This window comes from Nonomuraea sp. NPDC003804, from assembly GCF_040610675.1.
GTDB lineage: Bacteria > Actinomycetota > Actinomycetes > Streptosporangiales > Streptosporangiaceae > Nonomuraea.
On record NZ_JBEXMT010000011.1, the window covers coordinates 79,925 to 95,853 of the forward strand.

The window sequence follows — 15,929 nt, forward strand, 5'->3', positions numbered from 1 at the left end:
GTCAGGGACGCCCGGGAGCGGGTCAGCCCTCGGACTTGAGCCAGCTCATCATCGGACGCAGCTTGGCGCCCGTCTTCTCGATCGGGTGCTCGGCCAGCTCGTCGCGGAAGCGCGTGAACTCCTTCTGGCCGCCGTCGAACTCCTCGACCAGCTGCCGGGCGAAGGTGCCGTCCTGGATCTCGGCCAGGATGCGCTTCATCTCCTTCTTGGTCTCCTCGGTGACCACGCGCGGGCCGCGGGTGTAGCCGCCGTACTCGGCGGTGTCGGACACCGACCAGTACATCTTGGAGACGCCGCCCTCGTACATGAGGTCGACGATCAGCTTCATCTCGTGGAGGCACTCGAAGTAGGCGACCTCGGGCTGGTACCCGGCCTCGATCAGCGTCTCGAAGCCCGCCTTGATCAGCTCGGACACGCCACCGCAGAGGACGGCCTGCTCGCCGAACAGGTCGGTCTCGGTCTCCTCGGTGAAGGTCGTCTTCAGCGCGCCCGCACGGGTGCCGCCGATGCCCTTGGCGTAGGACAGCGCCAGGTCGAGGGTCTTGCCTGAGGCGTCCTTCTCCACCGCGACGAGGCACGGCACGCCGCGGCCCGCCTGGTACTGGCGGCGCACGAGGTGGCCGGGGCCCTTGGGGGCGACCATGGCGACGTCGACACCCTCGGGCGCCTCGATGAGGCCGTAGCGGATGTTGAGGCCGTGGCCGAAGAAGAGCGCGTCGCCCTCCTGCAGGTTCGGCTTGATGTCGTTCTCGTAGATGCCGCGCTGGAGGTGGTCCGGCGCGAGGATCATGATGAGGTCGGCCTCGGCGGCCGCCTCGGCGGGGGTGACCACGCGCAGGCCCTCGGCCGCGGCCAGGTCCCTGCTCTTGGAGGTCTCGGGCAGGCCCACGCGGACGTCGACGCCGGAGTCACGCAGGGAGAGGGCGTGGGCGTGGCCCTGGCTGCCGTACCCGATGACGGCCACGACCCGGCCCTGGATGATCGACAGGTCGGCCTGGTCGTCGTAGAAGATCTCGGTCACTTACATAAACCTTTCAGGCGGTACGGTCCAGTGCCCTGAGGGACCGGTCGGTGATGGAACGGGCGCCGCGGCCGATGGCCACCATGCCCGACTGGACAAGCTCCTTGATGCCGAACGGCTCCAGCACCTTGATGAAGGCCTCGAGCTTGTCCGGGGTGCCGGTGACCTCGATGGTCACCGCGTCGGACGCGACGTCGACGCAGCGGGCCCTGAACAGCTGGACCAGCTCGAGAACGTGCGACCTGGTCTCGGCGTCGGCCTTGACCTTGATCAGCATGAGTTCGCGCTGGACCGACTGGGAGCTGTCGAGCTCGACGATCTTGAGGATGTTCACCAGCTTGTTGAGCTGCTTGGTGACCTGCTCCAGCGGGAGCTCCTCGACGCTGACCACGATGGTCATGCGCGAGATGTCGGAGTGCTCGGTCGGCCCGACCGCCAGCGAGTCGATGTTGAAGCCGCGCCTGCTGAACAGGGAGGACACGCGGGCCAGGACGCCCGGCTTGTTCTCCACCAGCACCGACAGCGTGTGCCTGCTCATTCCTCGTTCTCCCACGTCGGCGCCATGTCCCGGGCGATCTTGATGTCGTCGTTGCTGGTGCCCGCCGCGACCATCGGCCACACCATGGCGTCCTGGTGGACCACGAAGTCGACGACCACCGGACGGTCGTTGATCTCCATGGCCTCCTTGATGACGGTGTCGACGTCCTCCGGCCGCTCGCACCGCAGACCCACACAACCATAGGCCTCGGCCAGCTTGACGAAGTCGGGGATCCGGAGTTTCGTCTGCAGGTCGGTGTTGGAGTAGCGCTGGTCGTAGAACAGCGTCTGCCACTGCCTGACCATGCCGAGGTTGCCGTTGTTGATGACCGCGATCTTGATGGGCACGCCCTCGATCGCGCAGGTGGCCAGCTCCTGGTTGGTCATCTGGAAGCAGCCGTCGCCGTCGACCGCCCAGACCGTCGCCTCCGGGCGGCCCATCTTGGCGCCCATGGCCGCCGGGACGGCGAAGCCCATGGTGCCCAGGCCGCCCGAGTTGATGAACCGGCCGGGCTGCTCGTAGTCGATGAACTGCGCGGCCCACATCTGGTGCTGGCCGACGCCCGCGACGAAGTAGGTGTCGGAGTCGGCGAGCGCGCTCAGCCGTTCCATGACGTACTGCGGCGCCAGCGAGCCGTCGGCGAACTCCTCGTAGCCGAGCGGGTAGGTCGTCTTGTAGCCGTTGAGCGTCTTCCACCAGTCGGTGTAGTCGCCCTTGCGGTTCTCCGCCTCGACGGCCGCGATCATCTCGGTGATGACCTCGCGGCAGTCGCCGACGATCGGCACGTCCGCGTGGCGGTTCTTGGAGATCTCCGCGGGGTCGATGTCGGCGTGGACGACCTTGGCGTGGGGCGCGAAGGTGGACAGCTGTCCGGTGACCCGGTCGTCGAAGCGCACGCCCAGGCCGATGATGAGGTCGGACTGCTGCAGCGCGCCGACCGCCGACACGCTGCCGTGCATGCCGGGCATGCCCATGTGCTGCGGGTGGCTGTCGGGGAAGGTGCCGCGCGCCATCAGCGTGGTGACGACGGGGATGCCGGTCAGCTCGGCCAGCCGCAGCAACTCGGCCGAGGCGCCCGCCTTGTGGACGCCGCCGCCGACGTAGAGGACGGGCCGCTTGGACTCGGCGATGAGCTTGGCCGCCTCACGGATCTGCTTGGAGTGCGGCCTGGTCACCGGGCGGTAGCCGGGCAGCTGCATGACCGGCGGCCAGACGAAGGTGGTCTCGGCCTGCAGCGCGTCCTTCGAGATGTCGACCAGGACCGGCCCGGGGCGTCCGGTGGAGGCGATGTGGAACGCCTCCATGACCGTGCGGGCGATGTCGGCCGCGTCGGTGACCAGGAAGCTGTGCTTGGTGATCGGCATGGTGATGCCGGAGATGTCCGCCTCCTGGAAGGCGTCCGTGCCGATCATGCTGCTGGCGACCTGGCCGGTGATCGCCACGATGGGCACCGAGTCCATGTAGGCGTCGGCGATGGGCGTCACCAGGTTCGTCGCGCCAGGACCGCTGGTCGCCATGCACACCCCGACCCTGCCCGTCGCCTGGGCGTAGCCTTCGGCGGCGTGACCCGCGCCCTGCTCGTGCCGTACAAGCACGTGACGGACCTTGGTCGAGTCGTAGAGGGGATCGTAGGCGGGAAGGATGGCGCCGCCAGGGATCCCGAACACGGTGTCGACTCCGACGTGCTCCAGCGCCCTCACGAGGGCTTGTGCACCTGTCATCCGTTCGGTCATCGCTCGTTCCTTGCGTGGCGTTGAGCATTGAGGACATAAAAAATGCCCCGGCCCGCACGGGGGGTGCGGGGCTGGGGCGGCGCGCAGGTCGACGTGCTTCGCTAACGGCCTGCGCGCCGGCGAAGTACTACGAGAATCTCACTGCGAAGCATGGAACACACGATAGCCGCTCCTAGGGCTGCTGTGTCAATTTGGTGGAACGCGCGTCTCACGATCCGAGACTTGTGAGATTGGTACGCATGAGCGAGTCGACCCCGCGTGCCGCCATGGGCCGGGCCACGAGGTAGCCCTGACCTCGGGTGCAGCCCATCTCCCTGAGCAGCTCCAGCTGCTCGGGCCGCTCGATGCCCTCGGCCACGACGATCAGCCCGAGGTCGTGGCCGAGCCGGACGATGGTGCGGGTGAGCAGCGCCAGCGTCTCGTCGCGGCCGAGGCCGGAGACGAACGACGGGTCTATCTTGATCATGTCGACCGGGAGTTGGCGCAGGAAGGCCAGCGAGGCGTAGCCGGTGCCGAAGTCGTCGATGGCCAGCCGTACGCCGAGGGCGCGCAGCTCCGACAGCCTGCTGATGGTCTCCTCGGCGTCCTCGACCAGCATCTCCTCGATCACCTCGAGGGTGAGCGCGGAGGCGGGCAGGCCGCTCTCCTCCAGCGCCTCGGAGATGGTCTCGACGAAACGCGGCGCGGTGATCTGCCGGGCCGACAGGTTGAGCGACAGGCCGATGTCCCACGAGGAGGCGCGCCAGGCGGCCACCTCGCGGCAGGCCTCGCGCAGGATCCACTCGCTCAGCGGCACGATGAGCCCGGTGTCCTCGGCGGGGCCGAGGAACTGCTCCGGCGGCACGAACACCGATCCGCGCCACCACCGCACCAGCGCCTCGACGGCGGTCACCCTGGAGGTGGCCAGGTCGACGACGGGCTGGTACTCGATGGCGAACTGCTCTTCGACCAGCGCCCGGTGCAGGTCGGCGGCCAGCTCGAGCCTGCGCACCACGTCGGCGTGCATGTGCGCGGCGAACACCTCGACCCTGCGCCCGCCGAGCTCCTTGGCCCTGGCCATCGCCACGTCGGCGTTGCGGATCAGGTCGCCCGCCGGCAGGCCGTCCTCGGCGAAGGCCACGCCGACGCTGGCGGTCAGCGCCACGTCGCGGTCGGCCACCCTGAACGGCTCCTGCGAGACCGCCCGCACCAGCCGCTCGGCCACGTCGACCGCGACCTGCGCGGCCTCGGGCCCCGTCTCGACCAGCACGGCGAACTCGTCGCCGCCCCAGCGCGCCAGCGTGTCGTCGGGCCGTACGGCACCGCGCAGGCGGCGCGCCGCCTGCCCCAGGAGGTAGTCGCCGCTGGCGTGCCCCACCGAGTCGTTGACCGAGGTGAACCCGTCGAGGTCGAGGAAGATCACCGCGGTGCGGCCCGCCTGCCTGCCCTCGAGCACCTCGCGGGTGCGCTCCTCGAAGTAGGAGCGGTTGGGCAGCCCGGTGACGCCGTCGTGGAAGGTCAGGTGCGCGACCTGGTTGCGCAGTGCCTCCTCGTCGCTGATGTCGCGGGTGGTGATCAGCAGCAGGTCCTGGCCGCGCACGTGGCGGGTGGCCACGGACTCGGTGGGCCGCCAGGTGCCGTCGGCGGCGCGCACCCGGCAGGCGATCAGGCAGGCGCCCGGTGCCGCCTGGTCGTCGTCGAGGTCCATCTGGCGCAGGGCCAGCTGGATGCCGGGCACGTCCTCGGGGTGGATGTAGTCGAAGATCGAGCCGCCCACCAGGTCGTCGGCCTGGTAGCCGTAGATGGCCTCGACGCCCGCGCCCATCTCGCGCACGACGCCTTCGTAGTCGCACAGCAGGACCACGTCGCCGGTGCTCTCGGCCAGCTCGCGGAGCTGGCGCTCGCCGAGCGCGACGAGATGGCGCATGCGGGCGGTGGCGCCGATGAGCACGAAGACGCGCACCACCAGGATCACCACCGCGGAGACGGCGATGACGGCGACGCCGGTCACGGGCGGGCCCTTGAGGTTGAGCAGCATGGCGATCGCGGCGATCACGACCAGGCACAGCGGCACGGCGGCCAGCAGCGTGGCGGTGACCTGGCCGGTCGGCGCCTTCGCGGCCTCGTCGCCCGCCTCGACGATCCGCGACCTCCTGCCGCTCCACGGCAGCGCGGCCAGCAGCAGGAAGGCGACGGGGGCGAGCAGGAGGCTCCACCGGGGCGGCTCGACGCCGCCGAGCCTGGCGACGGCTGCCGCCAGCTCACCGATGGTCGCGGCGGCCAGCACGGCCAGGCCGGCGAGGCCGAGCGGCCAGAGCGGGGACCTCGCGGTGATGACCACGGGCCCCACCGCGCAGGTCAGCAGCAGGCCGATCAGCGCGGGCAACAGCGTGATCATGAACGTCGACGAGTCGCCGACGTCGACGTAGAGCGGTCGGAGCGCGACCGCCCAGCTGATCAGGAAGAGCGCGGCCGCGCACAGGTAGGCGTCGGTCAGCTGTCTCAGCACGACCTGGGGCCGCATCTGCCTGCCGGCGGACAGCACGCACCCCCCCGCGAGCAGCACGGTGGCGACGAGCATGAGCAGATCGGAGAAGTTGACCGCCAGGCTGGAGCCCGCGACGGGGCGCAGCACCACGCCGAGCAGCCAGACCACGGCCGCCGAGCCCAGCCAGCGCGCCGTGGTGCGGTGCTGGGGCGCCATCTTCACCGAGGCGACCAGCAGCGAGACGGCGGCCAGCAGCGCGGCCAGCCCTCCCGCGACCGCGGCGGTCGCCAGGGCCGGCGCGCCCGCGACGAGGGCGGCGGCCAGCCCCGCCACGCCTGTCGCGGCTGCGGCGGCCAGCGGCGCCCGTGGATCACGCCAGCGGATCAATGTCGTTGCCCATCCCGTGTCAAGTCAGCTCACGTGACTGCCGGAGTCCGGCAGTCGCACATCGCCAGTGTGTGCTCTCGCGGGCGCGCGGGGGGCGACAACCGGGGAGTCGTCACCGATCTGATAACCATGAGGACCACTTTGCTCCGAAGATCGCCTTGACAACGGGTCATGGATGGCTGTCGTGGAATCATCGATGACGACCACCGTACGCACCGAAGGTCACGACGCAGACACGTTCGGGATTCCCTTTGTCAGTACGACTCCGTGATGACGTTCTTCAACGGCTCGCCCGCCAGGTATCGCAGCAGCTGGGAGCGGATCAGCCGCAGCGCGCGGCGCGTGGAGGCGGGCGTGCTGCCCGCCACGTGCGGTGTGATGAACACCCCTGGCGCGTTCCAGAGCGGGTGCCCCTCGGGCAGCGGCTCGGGGTCGGTCACGTCGAGCGCGGCCCTCAGCCGTCCGGAGACGAGCTCGGCGACCAGCGCGCCGGTGTCGACGACTGTGCCCCTGGCGGCGTTGACGAGCAGCGCCCCGTCCTTCATGCGGGCCAGGAAGCCGGCGTCGACCATGCCCGTGGTGACGGGCGTCGCGGGGACGAGCAGCACCACGACGTCGGCCTCGGGAAGGAGGGCGTCCAGATCCTCCATGGCGTGGATGCCCTCGCGGGCCGTCCTGGCCACCCTGACGATCTCGACCTCGAACCCGGCGAGCCTGCGCTCGAGCGCCGCCCCGATGGATCCGTAGCCGACGATCAGCACGCGGGCGTCGGCCAGCACCCCGGTGTGGTGGTAGGTCCACTCGCCCCTGCGCTGGGCGTCGGCGAAGGCGGGGAAGTCGCGCAGCGCCGCGATCATCGCCCCGACCGCCCACTCGGCCGTGCCGGCGTCGTGCACGCCGCGGGCGTTGCACAGCGTGACGCCCTGGGGCAGGTACGGCTGGTAAGGGTCCACGCCCGCCGTCACGGTCTGCACCAGCCGCAGCCGCTTCATGCTGGCCATGAGCCCGGGGGTGTCCGGCACGGGGATCAGCGGCGGGATCCACACCTCGACCTCGTCGGCCCCGTCGGGGACGGGCCCGCGGCCGTCGTGGACGACGCATTCGACATCGGGCAGATCGGCCAGCACTCCTGCGGCTTCTTCGGACGGCACCCAGATCTTCATACGCGGAACTTTATGGGGAAGGCACGAGTATGGGGCACATGAGGTCCATCTGCCAGATCATGATCGTCATGGCACTCGCCGCGGGATGCGCGGCGGCGCCGGCCGAGGTCGGCGCCGGCGCGCGCCCGGCCGGCACGGCCACGCCGTCGGCCACGCCCGGCGAACCCCGCACGATCGCGCGAAACCTGCGGGTGCCGTGGGCGATCGCGTTCCTGGAGGGCGGCGACGCGCTGGTCACCGAGCGCGACCGCGCCAGGCTGCTGCGCGTGACGGCGGCGGGCGGGGTCACCTCGCTGGACCGGATCGAGGGGGTGGAACCCGACGGCGAGGGCGGGCTCATGGGCGTGGCGGTGAAGGGCGAGCGGGTCTTCCTCTACTTCACCGCGGCCGAGGACAACAGGATCGTCCGCTATCGCCTCACCGGCGACCGGCTCACCGACGCCAAGGTGATCGTCGACGGCATCCCGAAGGGCGGCATCCACGACGGCGGCAGGCTCGCCTTCGGCCCCGACGGCTTCCTGTACGCCACCACGGGAGAGACCGGCGACCGGCGGCTGTCGCAGGACCGCGACTCGCTCGGCGGCAAGATCCTGCGCATGACCGAGGACGGCGCGCCCGCCCCCGGCAACCCGTTCGGCACCCTGGTCTACAGCTACGGTCACCGCAACGTGCAGGGCCTGGCGTGGGACCCGGCCGGCCGCCTGTACGCCTCGGAGTTCGGCGCCCAGTCCTACGACGAGGTGAACCTGGTCAAGGCCGGCGGCAACTACGGCTGGCCCGAGGTGGAGGGCGTCGGCTCCGATCCGGCCTTCATCAACCCCATCGTCACCTGGAGCACCTCGGAGGCGTCCCCCTCGGGCATGGCCTACGCGAAGGGCTCGCTGTGGGTGGGCGCGCTCCAGGGCAGGCGGCTGTGGCAGGTGCCGCTGGGCCAGGACGGCTCGGCGGGCACGCCCGTGGCCCACTTCGACGACACCTACGGCAGGCTGCGGGCGGTCACCACGGCGCCGGACGGCACCCTGTGGGTGGGCACGAGCAACCACGACGGCAGGGGCGACCCGCGCGACGGCGACGACCGGATCCTGTCGGTGCCGCTGAGCTGAGCGGCGTCACTCCGTGTCGTCCGAGGCGGGCTTCACGCAGGTGACCTTCGGGCCCATGCGGTAGACGGTGGTCTTCGTCTCCCGCTTGACCTCGGCCCCGTTCTTGGTGATCACCCGGGTGACGTCGACGGTGAACCCGTCGTGCGGATCCTGCGGTGTGCAGCCGGGGCTGTCGTCCTCCTTGGCCGTGGCGGCGACGAAGGCGCGCTTCGGCGAGGAGATCGACTCGACCTTGTCGTACCGCTTGGTGCTCCACAGGTCCACGGTGATCGAGGTGCCGGTGTAGGAGGTCTTCACCAGCACGCCGTACTCGGAGTCGTTCTTCCACTTCAGGTCCACGCTGGGCCAGAAGACCGTCGCCTCGCGCCCGGCGGGGTAGCGGGAGATCCAGTACATGTGGGCCAGGTGCTCGACGTCCTGGAACCCGCCGAAGTAGGCGGCGTTGTACATCGTGGTGGCGAACTGCGAGACGCCGCCGCCGACGCCGTCCTCCATCTTGCCGGCGACGATCTGCCCGGCCGGCACGTAGCCCTTGGCCGCGGTCCGCTCGCCGACGATGCCGTTGATGGAGAAGGTCTCGCCGGGCTTGACGATGTAGCCGTTGAGGGTCCTGGCCATCAGCTGGATGTTGGTGACCCGGGCGGCGCAGCAGGGATGCTGGGTGGTGAAGGAGCCGACCTTCTCCTTGATGCCCATGGCGCGCAGCTCGCTGTCGGTCAGGCGCGGGGAGACGACCGCCAGTTCGACCGGGATCGTACGGCTGCCGCCTGTCTTCAGCGCCTCGGCCACGTCCGTGGCCAGCTTCTTGTCGTCGACGCCCTTGCCCTTGCGGGCCTTGACGAGCTTGAGCTTGCCGCCGACCACGTCGTAGGTGGCGTCGCGCGGGGCCTGCGCGGCGTCGACGAGCTGGCTCTCGATGCCGGCGATCGCCTCGCGCGCGTCGAAGCGGGGTTCGAGCCCGCCCTCCCCGTCGGCGACGAAGGTGAGGTTGGCGGCGATGACGGCGGCGGGGATCTGCGCCTGCTTGCCGTCCCTGGTCAGGGTGATCGGCCCGGAGACGGCGCGGGTCGCGGTGGCCGCGGCGGCCTTGACCGCGGCGGGCGTGGTCGTGGGCTTGTCGGTCTCGACGGGCAGCGTCACGCTCTTGCGCGGGCCGAGGAAGGCCGCGCTGATCAGCTTGGCGGCGGCGGCCTGGTCGAGGACGCGGCCTTCGCGGGGGGCGACGGTGACGGGCTCGAGCCCCTTGAAGGCGACCTTGCCCTCCCGCGCCTTCTGGTCGACCTTGGCGGCCAGCGCCTCGACCGTCCTGGAGAGCTGGGCCGACTCGACGGTGACCTTCGGCTCGATCGCCGTGGTGCCGGTCAGCGCCCGCCACACCTCGACCGGGCTGGGGAAGCCGCTCGGCGCCTGCTCGATCGTGCCGACGACGTCGAGCTCGACGCCCGCCTCGTCGGGCTGGACGGTCTCCTTGCGGCCGTTCACCTCGACCTGGAGCGGCCGCTCGATCGTGGGCGCCAGCTCGTCACGGAGCTTGTCGGCGGCCTCGGTCACGGTCAGCCCGCCGATGTCGACGCCGCCGACCTCGGTGCCGCGCAGGACCGACCCCGACATGATCACCGCGGGGACGACGTACGCCAGGGCCAGCAGCACCACCACCGCGATGGCGATCGCGGGCAGCACGCGGCGGCGCCTGGGCGGCGGAGGGGGTGGCGGCGGCTCGGCGGAGGGCTGGCGCTCCTGCAGGCCGAAGACGGGCGGCGGCGGGGGCGGGGGCTCGTGGTGCTGCCCGTCGGCCATCGGCCACGGCTGTGGCGGCGGGGCGACGGGAGGCAGCGCGCCTGATCCGGCGGAGGGCGGAGCCTGGCCGCCGGTGGGGCCGTAGATGTCGGGCGAGACTCCCGGCGGCAGCCCGCCGACGCGCGGCTTCCTGCCGCCGCCCGGCGGGGGCGTGGGCACCGAGGCGAACGGGTCGGTCGGTGGGTCCATCGGTCGGGCGTTCGCCACGCCTCAAGCTCCTCCCAATCCGCTGCCTTTCCTCAGGAAACACTAAGGCACTGCTGGTGCGATATGTACCTTGAATCAGGACATCCAGCGATAGCGGTGCTCGGGACGGCCCGCCGTGCCGTACCGCGGACGCAGCTCCGCCTTGCCCGCCGCACAAAGGTATTCCAGATAGCGGCGCGCGCTGACTCTCGACAGCCCCGTCAGCGTGGCGGCCTCGCTGGCCGACAGGTCGACGCCCGCTTCGCGCAGCGCGTCGGCCACCAGCGCGCAGGTCGCCGACGACAGGCCCTTGGGCAGCGGCGTCTTCGTCACCCCGAACAGGCGGTCGATGTCGTCCTGGCGCACCTCGGGGCCGATGGCGGTGAGCTGCCTGCGCGTGTCGGCGTACTGGGCCAGCCGCTCGGCCAGCGCGGCGGCGGTGAACGGTTTGATGAGATAGCTGAACGCGCCGCCGCGCATCGCCGCCCTGACCGTCGGCAGGTCGCGAGCCGCGCTGATCATGAGGACGTCGACGCCGCGCAGCCGGTTCAGCACCTCGAGGCCCGACATGTCCGGCAGGTAGATGTCAAGCAGCACCAGGTCGGGGTGGTGCCCGGCCACCGCCTCCAGCGCCGCCTCGCCGGTGTGGACGGCGCCCACGACCTCGAACCCCTCCACCTTCTCCACGTAGCCGCTGTGGATGCGGGCCACCATGAAGTCGTCGTCGACGACGAGCACCCTGACGGTCATGGCAGCAGCGCCGTGAACACGGCGCCTCCCGAGTTGTGGACCCGCACCCAGCCGCCCCTGCGCAGGCACGCCTGCCTGGTCAGGGCGAGGCCGAGCCCGCGCGGCCCCGAGCGGGCGGCCTTGGTGGTGAACCCTTCCCTGAAGACCTCGTCGACCAGGTCGGGAGTGATGCCGGGGCCGGAGTCGCCGACCCGCACCCGCAGGCCCTCCTGCGTGGCCCGGACGGACACCTCGATCGTGCCCGGCGCGCCGTCGAGCGCGTCGAGCGCGTTGGCCACCAGGTTGCCGACGACGAGCACGGCGTCCTGCGGGTCGTCGACCGCGTCCTGCGGCACGCAGGTGTCGTCGGCGAGCACGAGCGTCGCGCCGCGCTCGGCGGCCTCCGCCGACTTGGCCAGCAGCAGGGCGGCCAGCGTGGGGTCGGCGACCCGCTCGCGGATGCCGGTCGCGTAGGTGTTGCGGGTGGTCCTGGTGATGAAGCTGATCGCCGCCTCGTGCTCGCCCAGCTCCAGCAGGCCGACGACGGTGTGCATGCGGTTGGCGAACTCGTGGGCCTGGGCCCGCAGCGCCCCGGTGGTGGAGCTGGCCGACTCCAGCTCGCGCGACAGCCGGACCAGCTCGGTCCTGTCGCGCAGGGTGATGACCCAGCCGCGCTGCCGGCCGCGTACGGACACGGGCGTGCGGTTGAGCACCAGCACACGCTCGCCGTGCAGCACGATCCTGTCCTCGCCCGGGTCGGCGCCGCCGAGCACGTCGCGCATGCGCTCGGAGACCGGCATCTGGGTCAGGTCGTCGCCCACCTCGCCGAGCAGTTCGCGGGCGGCGTCGTTGACCAGCGTCACCCGGCCCCGCATGTCGAGCGCGAGCACGCCCTCCTTCACGCCGTGCAGGACGCCCTCGCGCTGCTCCAGGAGCTTGGCGATCTCGCCCGGCTCCAGGCCGAAGATCTGCCTGCGCACCCGGCGGGCGATGAGCGCGGCGCCGGCCGAACCCGCCACCAGGACGGCGAGCGCCGTCCACAGCAGCGGCGCCAGCACCGAGCCGACCTGCGCGTCCACCCGCTCCACGAGCACGCCGACCGAGGCGAGCCCGATGACGGTGCCGTACTCGTCGAAGATCGGGGCCTTGCCGCGCACGGTGGTGCCGATCGTGCCCGTCTCGACGCCGACCCACTTCTGGCCGGTGCGCAGGACGGCCGAGCCGTCCGTGGACAGCTGCTTGCCGATGAGCGAGGGGTTGGGGTGGGCGTAGCGCTTCTGCTCCCTGTTGGCGATCACGACGTAGTCGGCCCCGGTCTCCAGCTGGACGCCCGCGGCGATCGGCTGCAGCAGGACGGCCGGATCCCCCGTGGCGAAGGCGGCACGCACCTGTGGCATTCCCGCCACCGCTTCGGCGATCGCCAGCGCCCGCTGCTGGTACTGCGAGTCGAGCTGCCTGCGGGTGTGCTGGGCCCACACGACAGCCGTGCCGCTGACGGCGAGCACGACGATCACCATCTGCAGCACGAAGAGTTGCGTGCCGAGTCTCACAGGGCCATGGAAGCACCGGCAGGTCACGCGAGGGTCGCGACCAATATGACCTTTACGACGGGAAACGCGTAAAGGGTCGACGCCAGGAAATGTGCGTTTCACTATCCAGTATTCGAGATTGTGACACCCCCCACATTGGAGTGATCATGCGACTCCGCATACTCGCCGCCGTCGCCGCCGTCGCCGTGGCGGCCCTGACCGGCTGCGGCCAGGGCGCGGGCGGCAGCGGCTCCGGCACGCTGCGCATCATGGCTCCCGCCGCCGTGGGCGGCGGCTGGGACCAGACCTCCCGTACGGCCGAGCAGGCCATCAAGTCCGTCGACTCCCAGCGCGCCATCGAGGTCTTCAACGTCCCCGGCGCCGGCGGCACGATCGGTCTGGCCCAGCTCGCCGGCGAGAAGGGCAACGGCAACATGCTCATGACCATGGGCCTGGTCATGGTCGGCGCGATCGAGCAGAACAAGTCCAAGGTCACGCTGGCGGAGACGACGCCGATCGCCAAGCTGACCGAGGAGTACGAGATCGTCGTCGTGCCGGCGGACTCGCCGCTGCAGACGCTGGCCGACCTGGTGGCCGCGTGGAAGGCCGACCCGGCGAAGGTGTCGGTCGCCGGCGGCTCGGCGGGCGGCACCGACCACATCCTGGCCGGACTGATGGCCAAGGCGGGCGGCGTCGACCCCAAGCAGGTCAACTACATCGCCCACTCCGGCGGCGGTGAGGCGCTCAACGCGCTGCTCGGCGGCAAGGTCACGATCGGCGTGTCCGGTGTCGGCGAGTTCGCCGAGCACGTGAAGTCCGGCAAGCTGCGCGCGCTGGCCGTCTCCGCGCCCACCCGCATCGACACCGTCGACGCGCCCACGCTGAAGGAGGGCGGGCTCGACGTCGCGCTGGCCAACTGGCGCGGCTTCGTGGCGCCGGCCGGGCTGAGCGACGCCGACAAGAAGGCGCTCACCGACCTGGTGACCACGATGCACGGCTCGAAGGCGTGGAAGGACGCGGTGGCCAAGAACGGCTGGATCGACGCCTTCCAGACCGGCCAGCAGTTCGCCGACTTCCTCACCGCCGAGCAGACCCGCGTCAAGGCCGTCATCGCCGAGATGGGGCTCGTCTCCTGATGTCCTCCCCGCACGAGCAGGACGGCGCCACGGCCCGTGGCGCCGTCCCCGCGGCTCAGGATCCGCGTCCTGGCCCGGCCGGCCCTCCCCCTGACGACCGGGCGCCGGCCGGCGAGGCCGGGAAGCGCGGGTGGTGGCGGCCCGAGATGGGGCTGTCGGTCACCGTCCTCGCGCTCGGCGTGCTGGTCATCGTCGGCACGCTCGACGTCTCCGCCGCCACGTCCCGCCTCGGCCTGGGGCCGCGCTTCTTCCCCATCCTCATCGGCGGCGCGCTGATCCTCATCGGCGCCTTCTACACCCTGGACGTCGTGCGCGGCGGCCGGGGCGACCCCGAGGAGAGCGAGGACGTCGACGCCGACGCCCCCGCCGACTGGAAGAGCGTCGGCCTGGTCAGCGGCATCTTCCTGGGCTTCACCGCGGCCCTGTCCACCCTGGGCTGGGTCCTGTCGGCCTCGCTGCTGTTCTTCGGGCTGTCGGTCGCCCTGGGCGCCGAGAACAAGGTCAAGGCGGCCGTCATCGCCGTGGTCCTCGGCGTGCTGTCCTACGTGGTCTTCGTCAACGGCCTCGGCGTCTCGCTGCCGGGCGGCCTGCTGCAGGGGGTGATCTGAGTGGATTCGCTCCAGGCGCTCCTGGAGGGCTTCGCCACCGCGCTCACGCCCGTCAACCTGCTCTACGCGCTCGTCGGCGTCACCCTCGGCACGCTGGTCGGCGTCCTGCCCGGCATCGGCCCCGCCATGACCGTGGCGCTGCTGCTGCCGATCACCTTCACCGTGCCTCCGGCCAGCGCGTTCATCATGTTCGCCGGCATCTACTACGGCGGCATGTACGGCGGGTCCACCACGTCCATCCTGCTCAACACGCCCGGCGAGTCGTCCTCGATGATCACCGCGCTGGAGGGCAACAAGATGGCCAGGCGGGGCAGGGCCGCACAGGCGCTGGCCACCGCCGCGATCGGCTCGTTCGTCGCCGGCACGCTGGCCACCGGCCTGCTGGTCGTCGCCGCTCCCGCGGTGGTCGACTTCGCCATCTCCTTCGGCCCTGAGGACTACTTCGCGCTGGCCGTCCTGGCCTTCACCGCGGTCTCCTCGGTGCTGTCGCGCTCGATGATCCGTGGCCTGGCCTCCCTCGGCCTGGGGCTGGTCATCGGCCTGATCGGCATCGACGAGCAGACCGGGCAGGCCCGTCTCACCTTCGGCGTCGACCAGCTGCTGGACGGCATCGACGTGGTGATCGTCGCGGTCGGCCTGTTCGCGCTGGGCGAGGCGCTCTACGTGGCCTCCAGGCTGCGGCACGCCAGCCCCGAGGTGGTCCCGGTGGGGGCGGCGTGGATGGGCCGCGCCGACTGGCGCCGCTCCTGGAAGCCGTGGCTGCGCGGCACCGCGCTCGGCTTCCCGTTCGGCGCACTGCCCGGCGGCGGGGCGGAGATCCCGACCTTCCTGTCCTACGCCACGGAGAAGAAGCTCGCCCGCGGCGCGGCCAGGGAGGAGTACGGCAAGGGCGCCATCGAGGGCGTCGCCGGCCCCGAGGCGGCCAACAACGCGTCCGCGGCGGGCACGCTCGTCCCGCTGCTCACGCTCGGCCTGCCCACCTCGGCCACCGCGGCGATCCTGCTGGCCGCCTTCCAGCAGTACGGCCTGCAGCCAGGACCGCAGCTGTTCGACCACAACCCCGCCCTGGTGTGGGGCATGATCGCCTCGCTGTTCATCGGCAACACGATGCTGCTGGTGCTGAACCTGCCGCTGGCCCCGCTCTGGGCCCGCGTCCTGCGCGTCCCGCGCCCCTACCTCTACGCGGGCATCGTGCTGTTCGCGGCGCTCGGCGTCTACGCGCTGAACTCCTCGGCCGTCGACCTGGTGGTGCTGTTCGTGCTCGGCCTGCTCGGCTACGCCATGCGCCGCTTCGGCCTGCCGATCGCCCCCGCGGTGATCGGCATGATCCTCGGCCCGATGGCGGAGAAGCAGCTGCGCAGGGCGCTGGCCATCAGCGCGGGCGACGTGACCACGCTGGTCAGGAGCCCGATCGCGGCCGTCCTGCTGACGCTGGCCGCGCTCGCCCTGCTGACGCCGCTGTTCCGGCGGCTGTGGGCACGCCGCCACCCCGCCGTGGCGGCGAGCACGCATCGGCCGCCGGAGGACTGAGC

12 protein-coding genes are annotated in these 15,929 nt (G+C 71.3%); 4 read left to right on the forward strand and 8 right to left on the reverse strand.

Annotated features, from left to right (window positions below):
* Positions 1-22 precede the first annotated feature (22 nt).
* From ilvC to ABZX22_RS17285, 5 genes are all read right to left on the reverse strand, one after another.
* Entirely contained in the window at positions 23-1,012 is a 990-nt protein-coding gene (gene ilvC / locus ABZX22_RS17265; RefSeq protein WP_354910059.1) for a ketol-acid reductoisomerase, read from the reverse strand.
* 22 nt (positions 1,013-1,034) lie between these two features.
* On the reverse strand, positions 1,035-1,559 hold the full coding sequence (gene ilvN, locus ABZX22_RS17270; RefSeq protein WP_354909714.1) for an acetolactate synthase small subunit: 525 nt from the start codon (positions 1,557-1,559) through the stop codon (positions 1,035-1,037).
* Positions 1,556-3,292, reverse strand: coding sequence for an acetolactate synthase large subunit (locus tag ABZX22_RS17275; protein ID WP_354909717.1), 1,737 nt, complete (start codon positions 3,290-3,292; stop codon positions 1,556-1,558). Before ABZX22_RS17275 ends, ilvN begins: the two co-directional genes overlap by 4 nt.
* A 208-nt stretch (positions 3,293-3,500) precedes the next feature.
* Positions 3,501-6,146 (reverse strand): EAL domain-containing protein, encoded by a 2,646-nt coding sequence (locus ABZX22_RS17280; RefSeq protein ID WP_354909720.1) that lies wholly within the window; start codon positions 6,144-6,146, stop codon positions 3,501-3,503.
* Between the two features lie 254 nt (positions 6,147-6,400).
* Positions 6,401-7,309, reverse strand: a complete 909-nt coding sequence (locus tag ABZX22_RS17285; protein ID WP_354909723.1) for a 2-hydroxyacid dehydrogenase — start codon at positions 7,307-7,309, stop codon at positions 6,401-6,403.
* Positions 7,310-7,347: 38 nt separating this feature from the next.
* Here ABZX22_RS17285 and ABZX22_RS17290 point away from each other — a divergent pair, with 38 nt between their 5' ends.
* Entirely contained in the window at positions 7,348-8,412 is a 1,065-nt protein-coding gene (locus ABZX22_RS17290; protein WP_354909725.1) for a PQQ-dependent sugar dehydrogenase, read from the forward strand.
* 6 nt (positions 8,413-8,418) lie between these two features.
* Here ABZX22_RS17290 and ABZX22_RS17295 read toward each other — a convergent pair whose 3' ends face one another.
* The 3 genes from ABZX22_RS17295 to ABZX22_RS17305 form a co-directional block, all read right to left on the reverse strand.
* Positions 8,419-10,416, reverse strand: a complete 1,998-nt coding sequence (locus ABZX22_RS17295; RefSeq protein WP_354909728.1) for a VanW family protein — start codon at positions 10,414-10,416, stop codon at positions 8,419-8,421.
* 75 nt (positions 10,417-10,491) lie between these two features.
* On the reverse strand, positions 10,492-11,145 hold the full coding sequence (locus ABZX22_RS17300; protein WP_354909730.1) for a response regulator: 654 nt from the start codon (positions 11,143-11,145) through the stop codon (positions 10,492-10,494).
* Positions 11,142-12,674 (reverse strand): sensor histidine kinase, encoded by a 1,533-nt coding sequence (locus ABZX22_RS17305; protein WP_354909733.1) that lies wholly within the window; start codon positions 12,672-12,674, stop codon positions 11,142-11,144. The genes ABZX22_RS17300 and ABZX22_RS17305 overlap by 4 nt, the downstream gene beginning before the upstream one ends.
* Positions 12,675-12,820: 146 nt before the next feature.
* Between ABZX22_RS17305 and ABZX22_RS17310 the strand changes: the two genes are divergently transcribed.
* Genes ABZX22_RS17310 through ABZX22_RS17320 form a run of 3 tightly spaced genes read left to right on the forward strand, consistent with a single transcriptional unit; the run spans position 12,821 to position 15,927 of the window.
* Positions 12,821-13,789, forward strand: coding sequence for a tripartite tricarboxylate transporter substrate binding protein (locus tag ABZX22_RS17310; protein WP_354909735.1), 969 nt, complete (start codon positions 12,821-12,823; stop codon positions 13,787-13,789).
* Complete coding sequence (locus tag ABZX22_RS17315; protein WP_354909738.1) at positions 13,789-14,397, forward strand: tripartite tricarboxylate transporter TctB family protein; 609 nt, start codon at positions 13,789-13,791, stop codon at positions 14,395-14,397. The genes ABZX22_RS17310 and ABZX22_RS17315 overlap by 1 nt, the downstream gene beginning before the upstream one ends.
* Entirely contained in the window at positions 14,398-15,927 is a 1,530-nt protein-coding gene (locus tag ABZX22_RS17320; protein WP_354909740.1) for a tripartite tricarboxylate transporter permease, read from the forward strand.
* Positions 15,928-15,929: the final 2 nt, after the last annotated feature.

What these genes read in the sequence shown, in the direction of transcription:
- ABZX22_RS17300 (WP_354909730.1), bottom strand. Translation starts at nt 11,145, where the DNA reads ATGACCGTCAGGGTGCTCGTCGTCGACGACGACTTCATGGTGGCCCGC.
- ABZX22_RS17315 (WP_354909738.1), top strand. Translation starts at nt 13,789, where the DNA reads ATGTCCTCCCCGCACGAGCAGGACGGCGCCACGGCCCGTGGCGCCGTC.
- ABZX22_RS17275 (WP_354909717.1), bottom strand. Translation starts at nt 3,292, where the DNA reads ATGACCGAACGGATGACAGGTGCACAAGCCCTCGTGAGGGCGCTGGAG.
- ilvN (WP_354909714.1), bottom strand. Translation starts at nt 1,559, where the DNA reads ATGAGCAGGCACACGCTGTCGGTGCTGGTGGAGAACAAGCCGGGCGTC.
- ABZX22_RS17285 (WP_354909723.1), bottom strand. Translation starts at nt 7,309, where the DNA reads ATGAAGATCTGGGTGCCGTCCGAAGAAGCCGCAGGAGTGCTGGCCGAT.
- ABZX22_RS17310 (WP_354909735.1), top strand. Translation starts at nt 12,821, where the DNA reads ATGCGACTCCGCATACTCGCCGCCGTCGCCGCCGTCGCCGTGGCGGCC.
- ABZX22_RS17290 (WP_354909725.1), top strand. Translation starts at nt 7,348, where the DNA reads ATGAGGTCCATCTGCCAGATCATGATCGTCATGGCACTCGCCGCGGGA.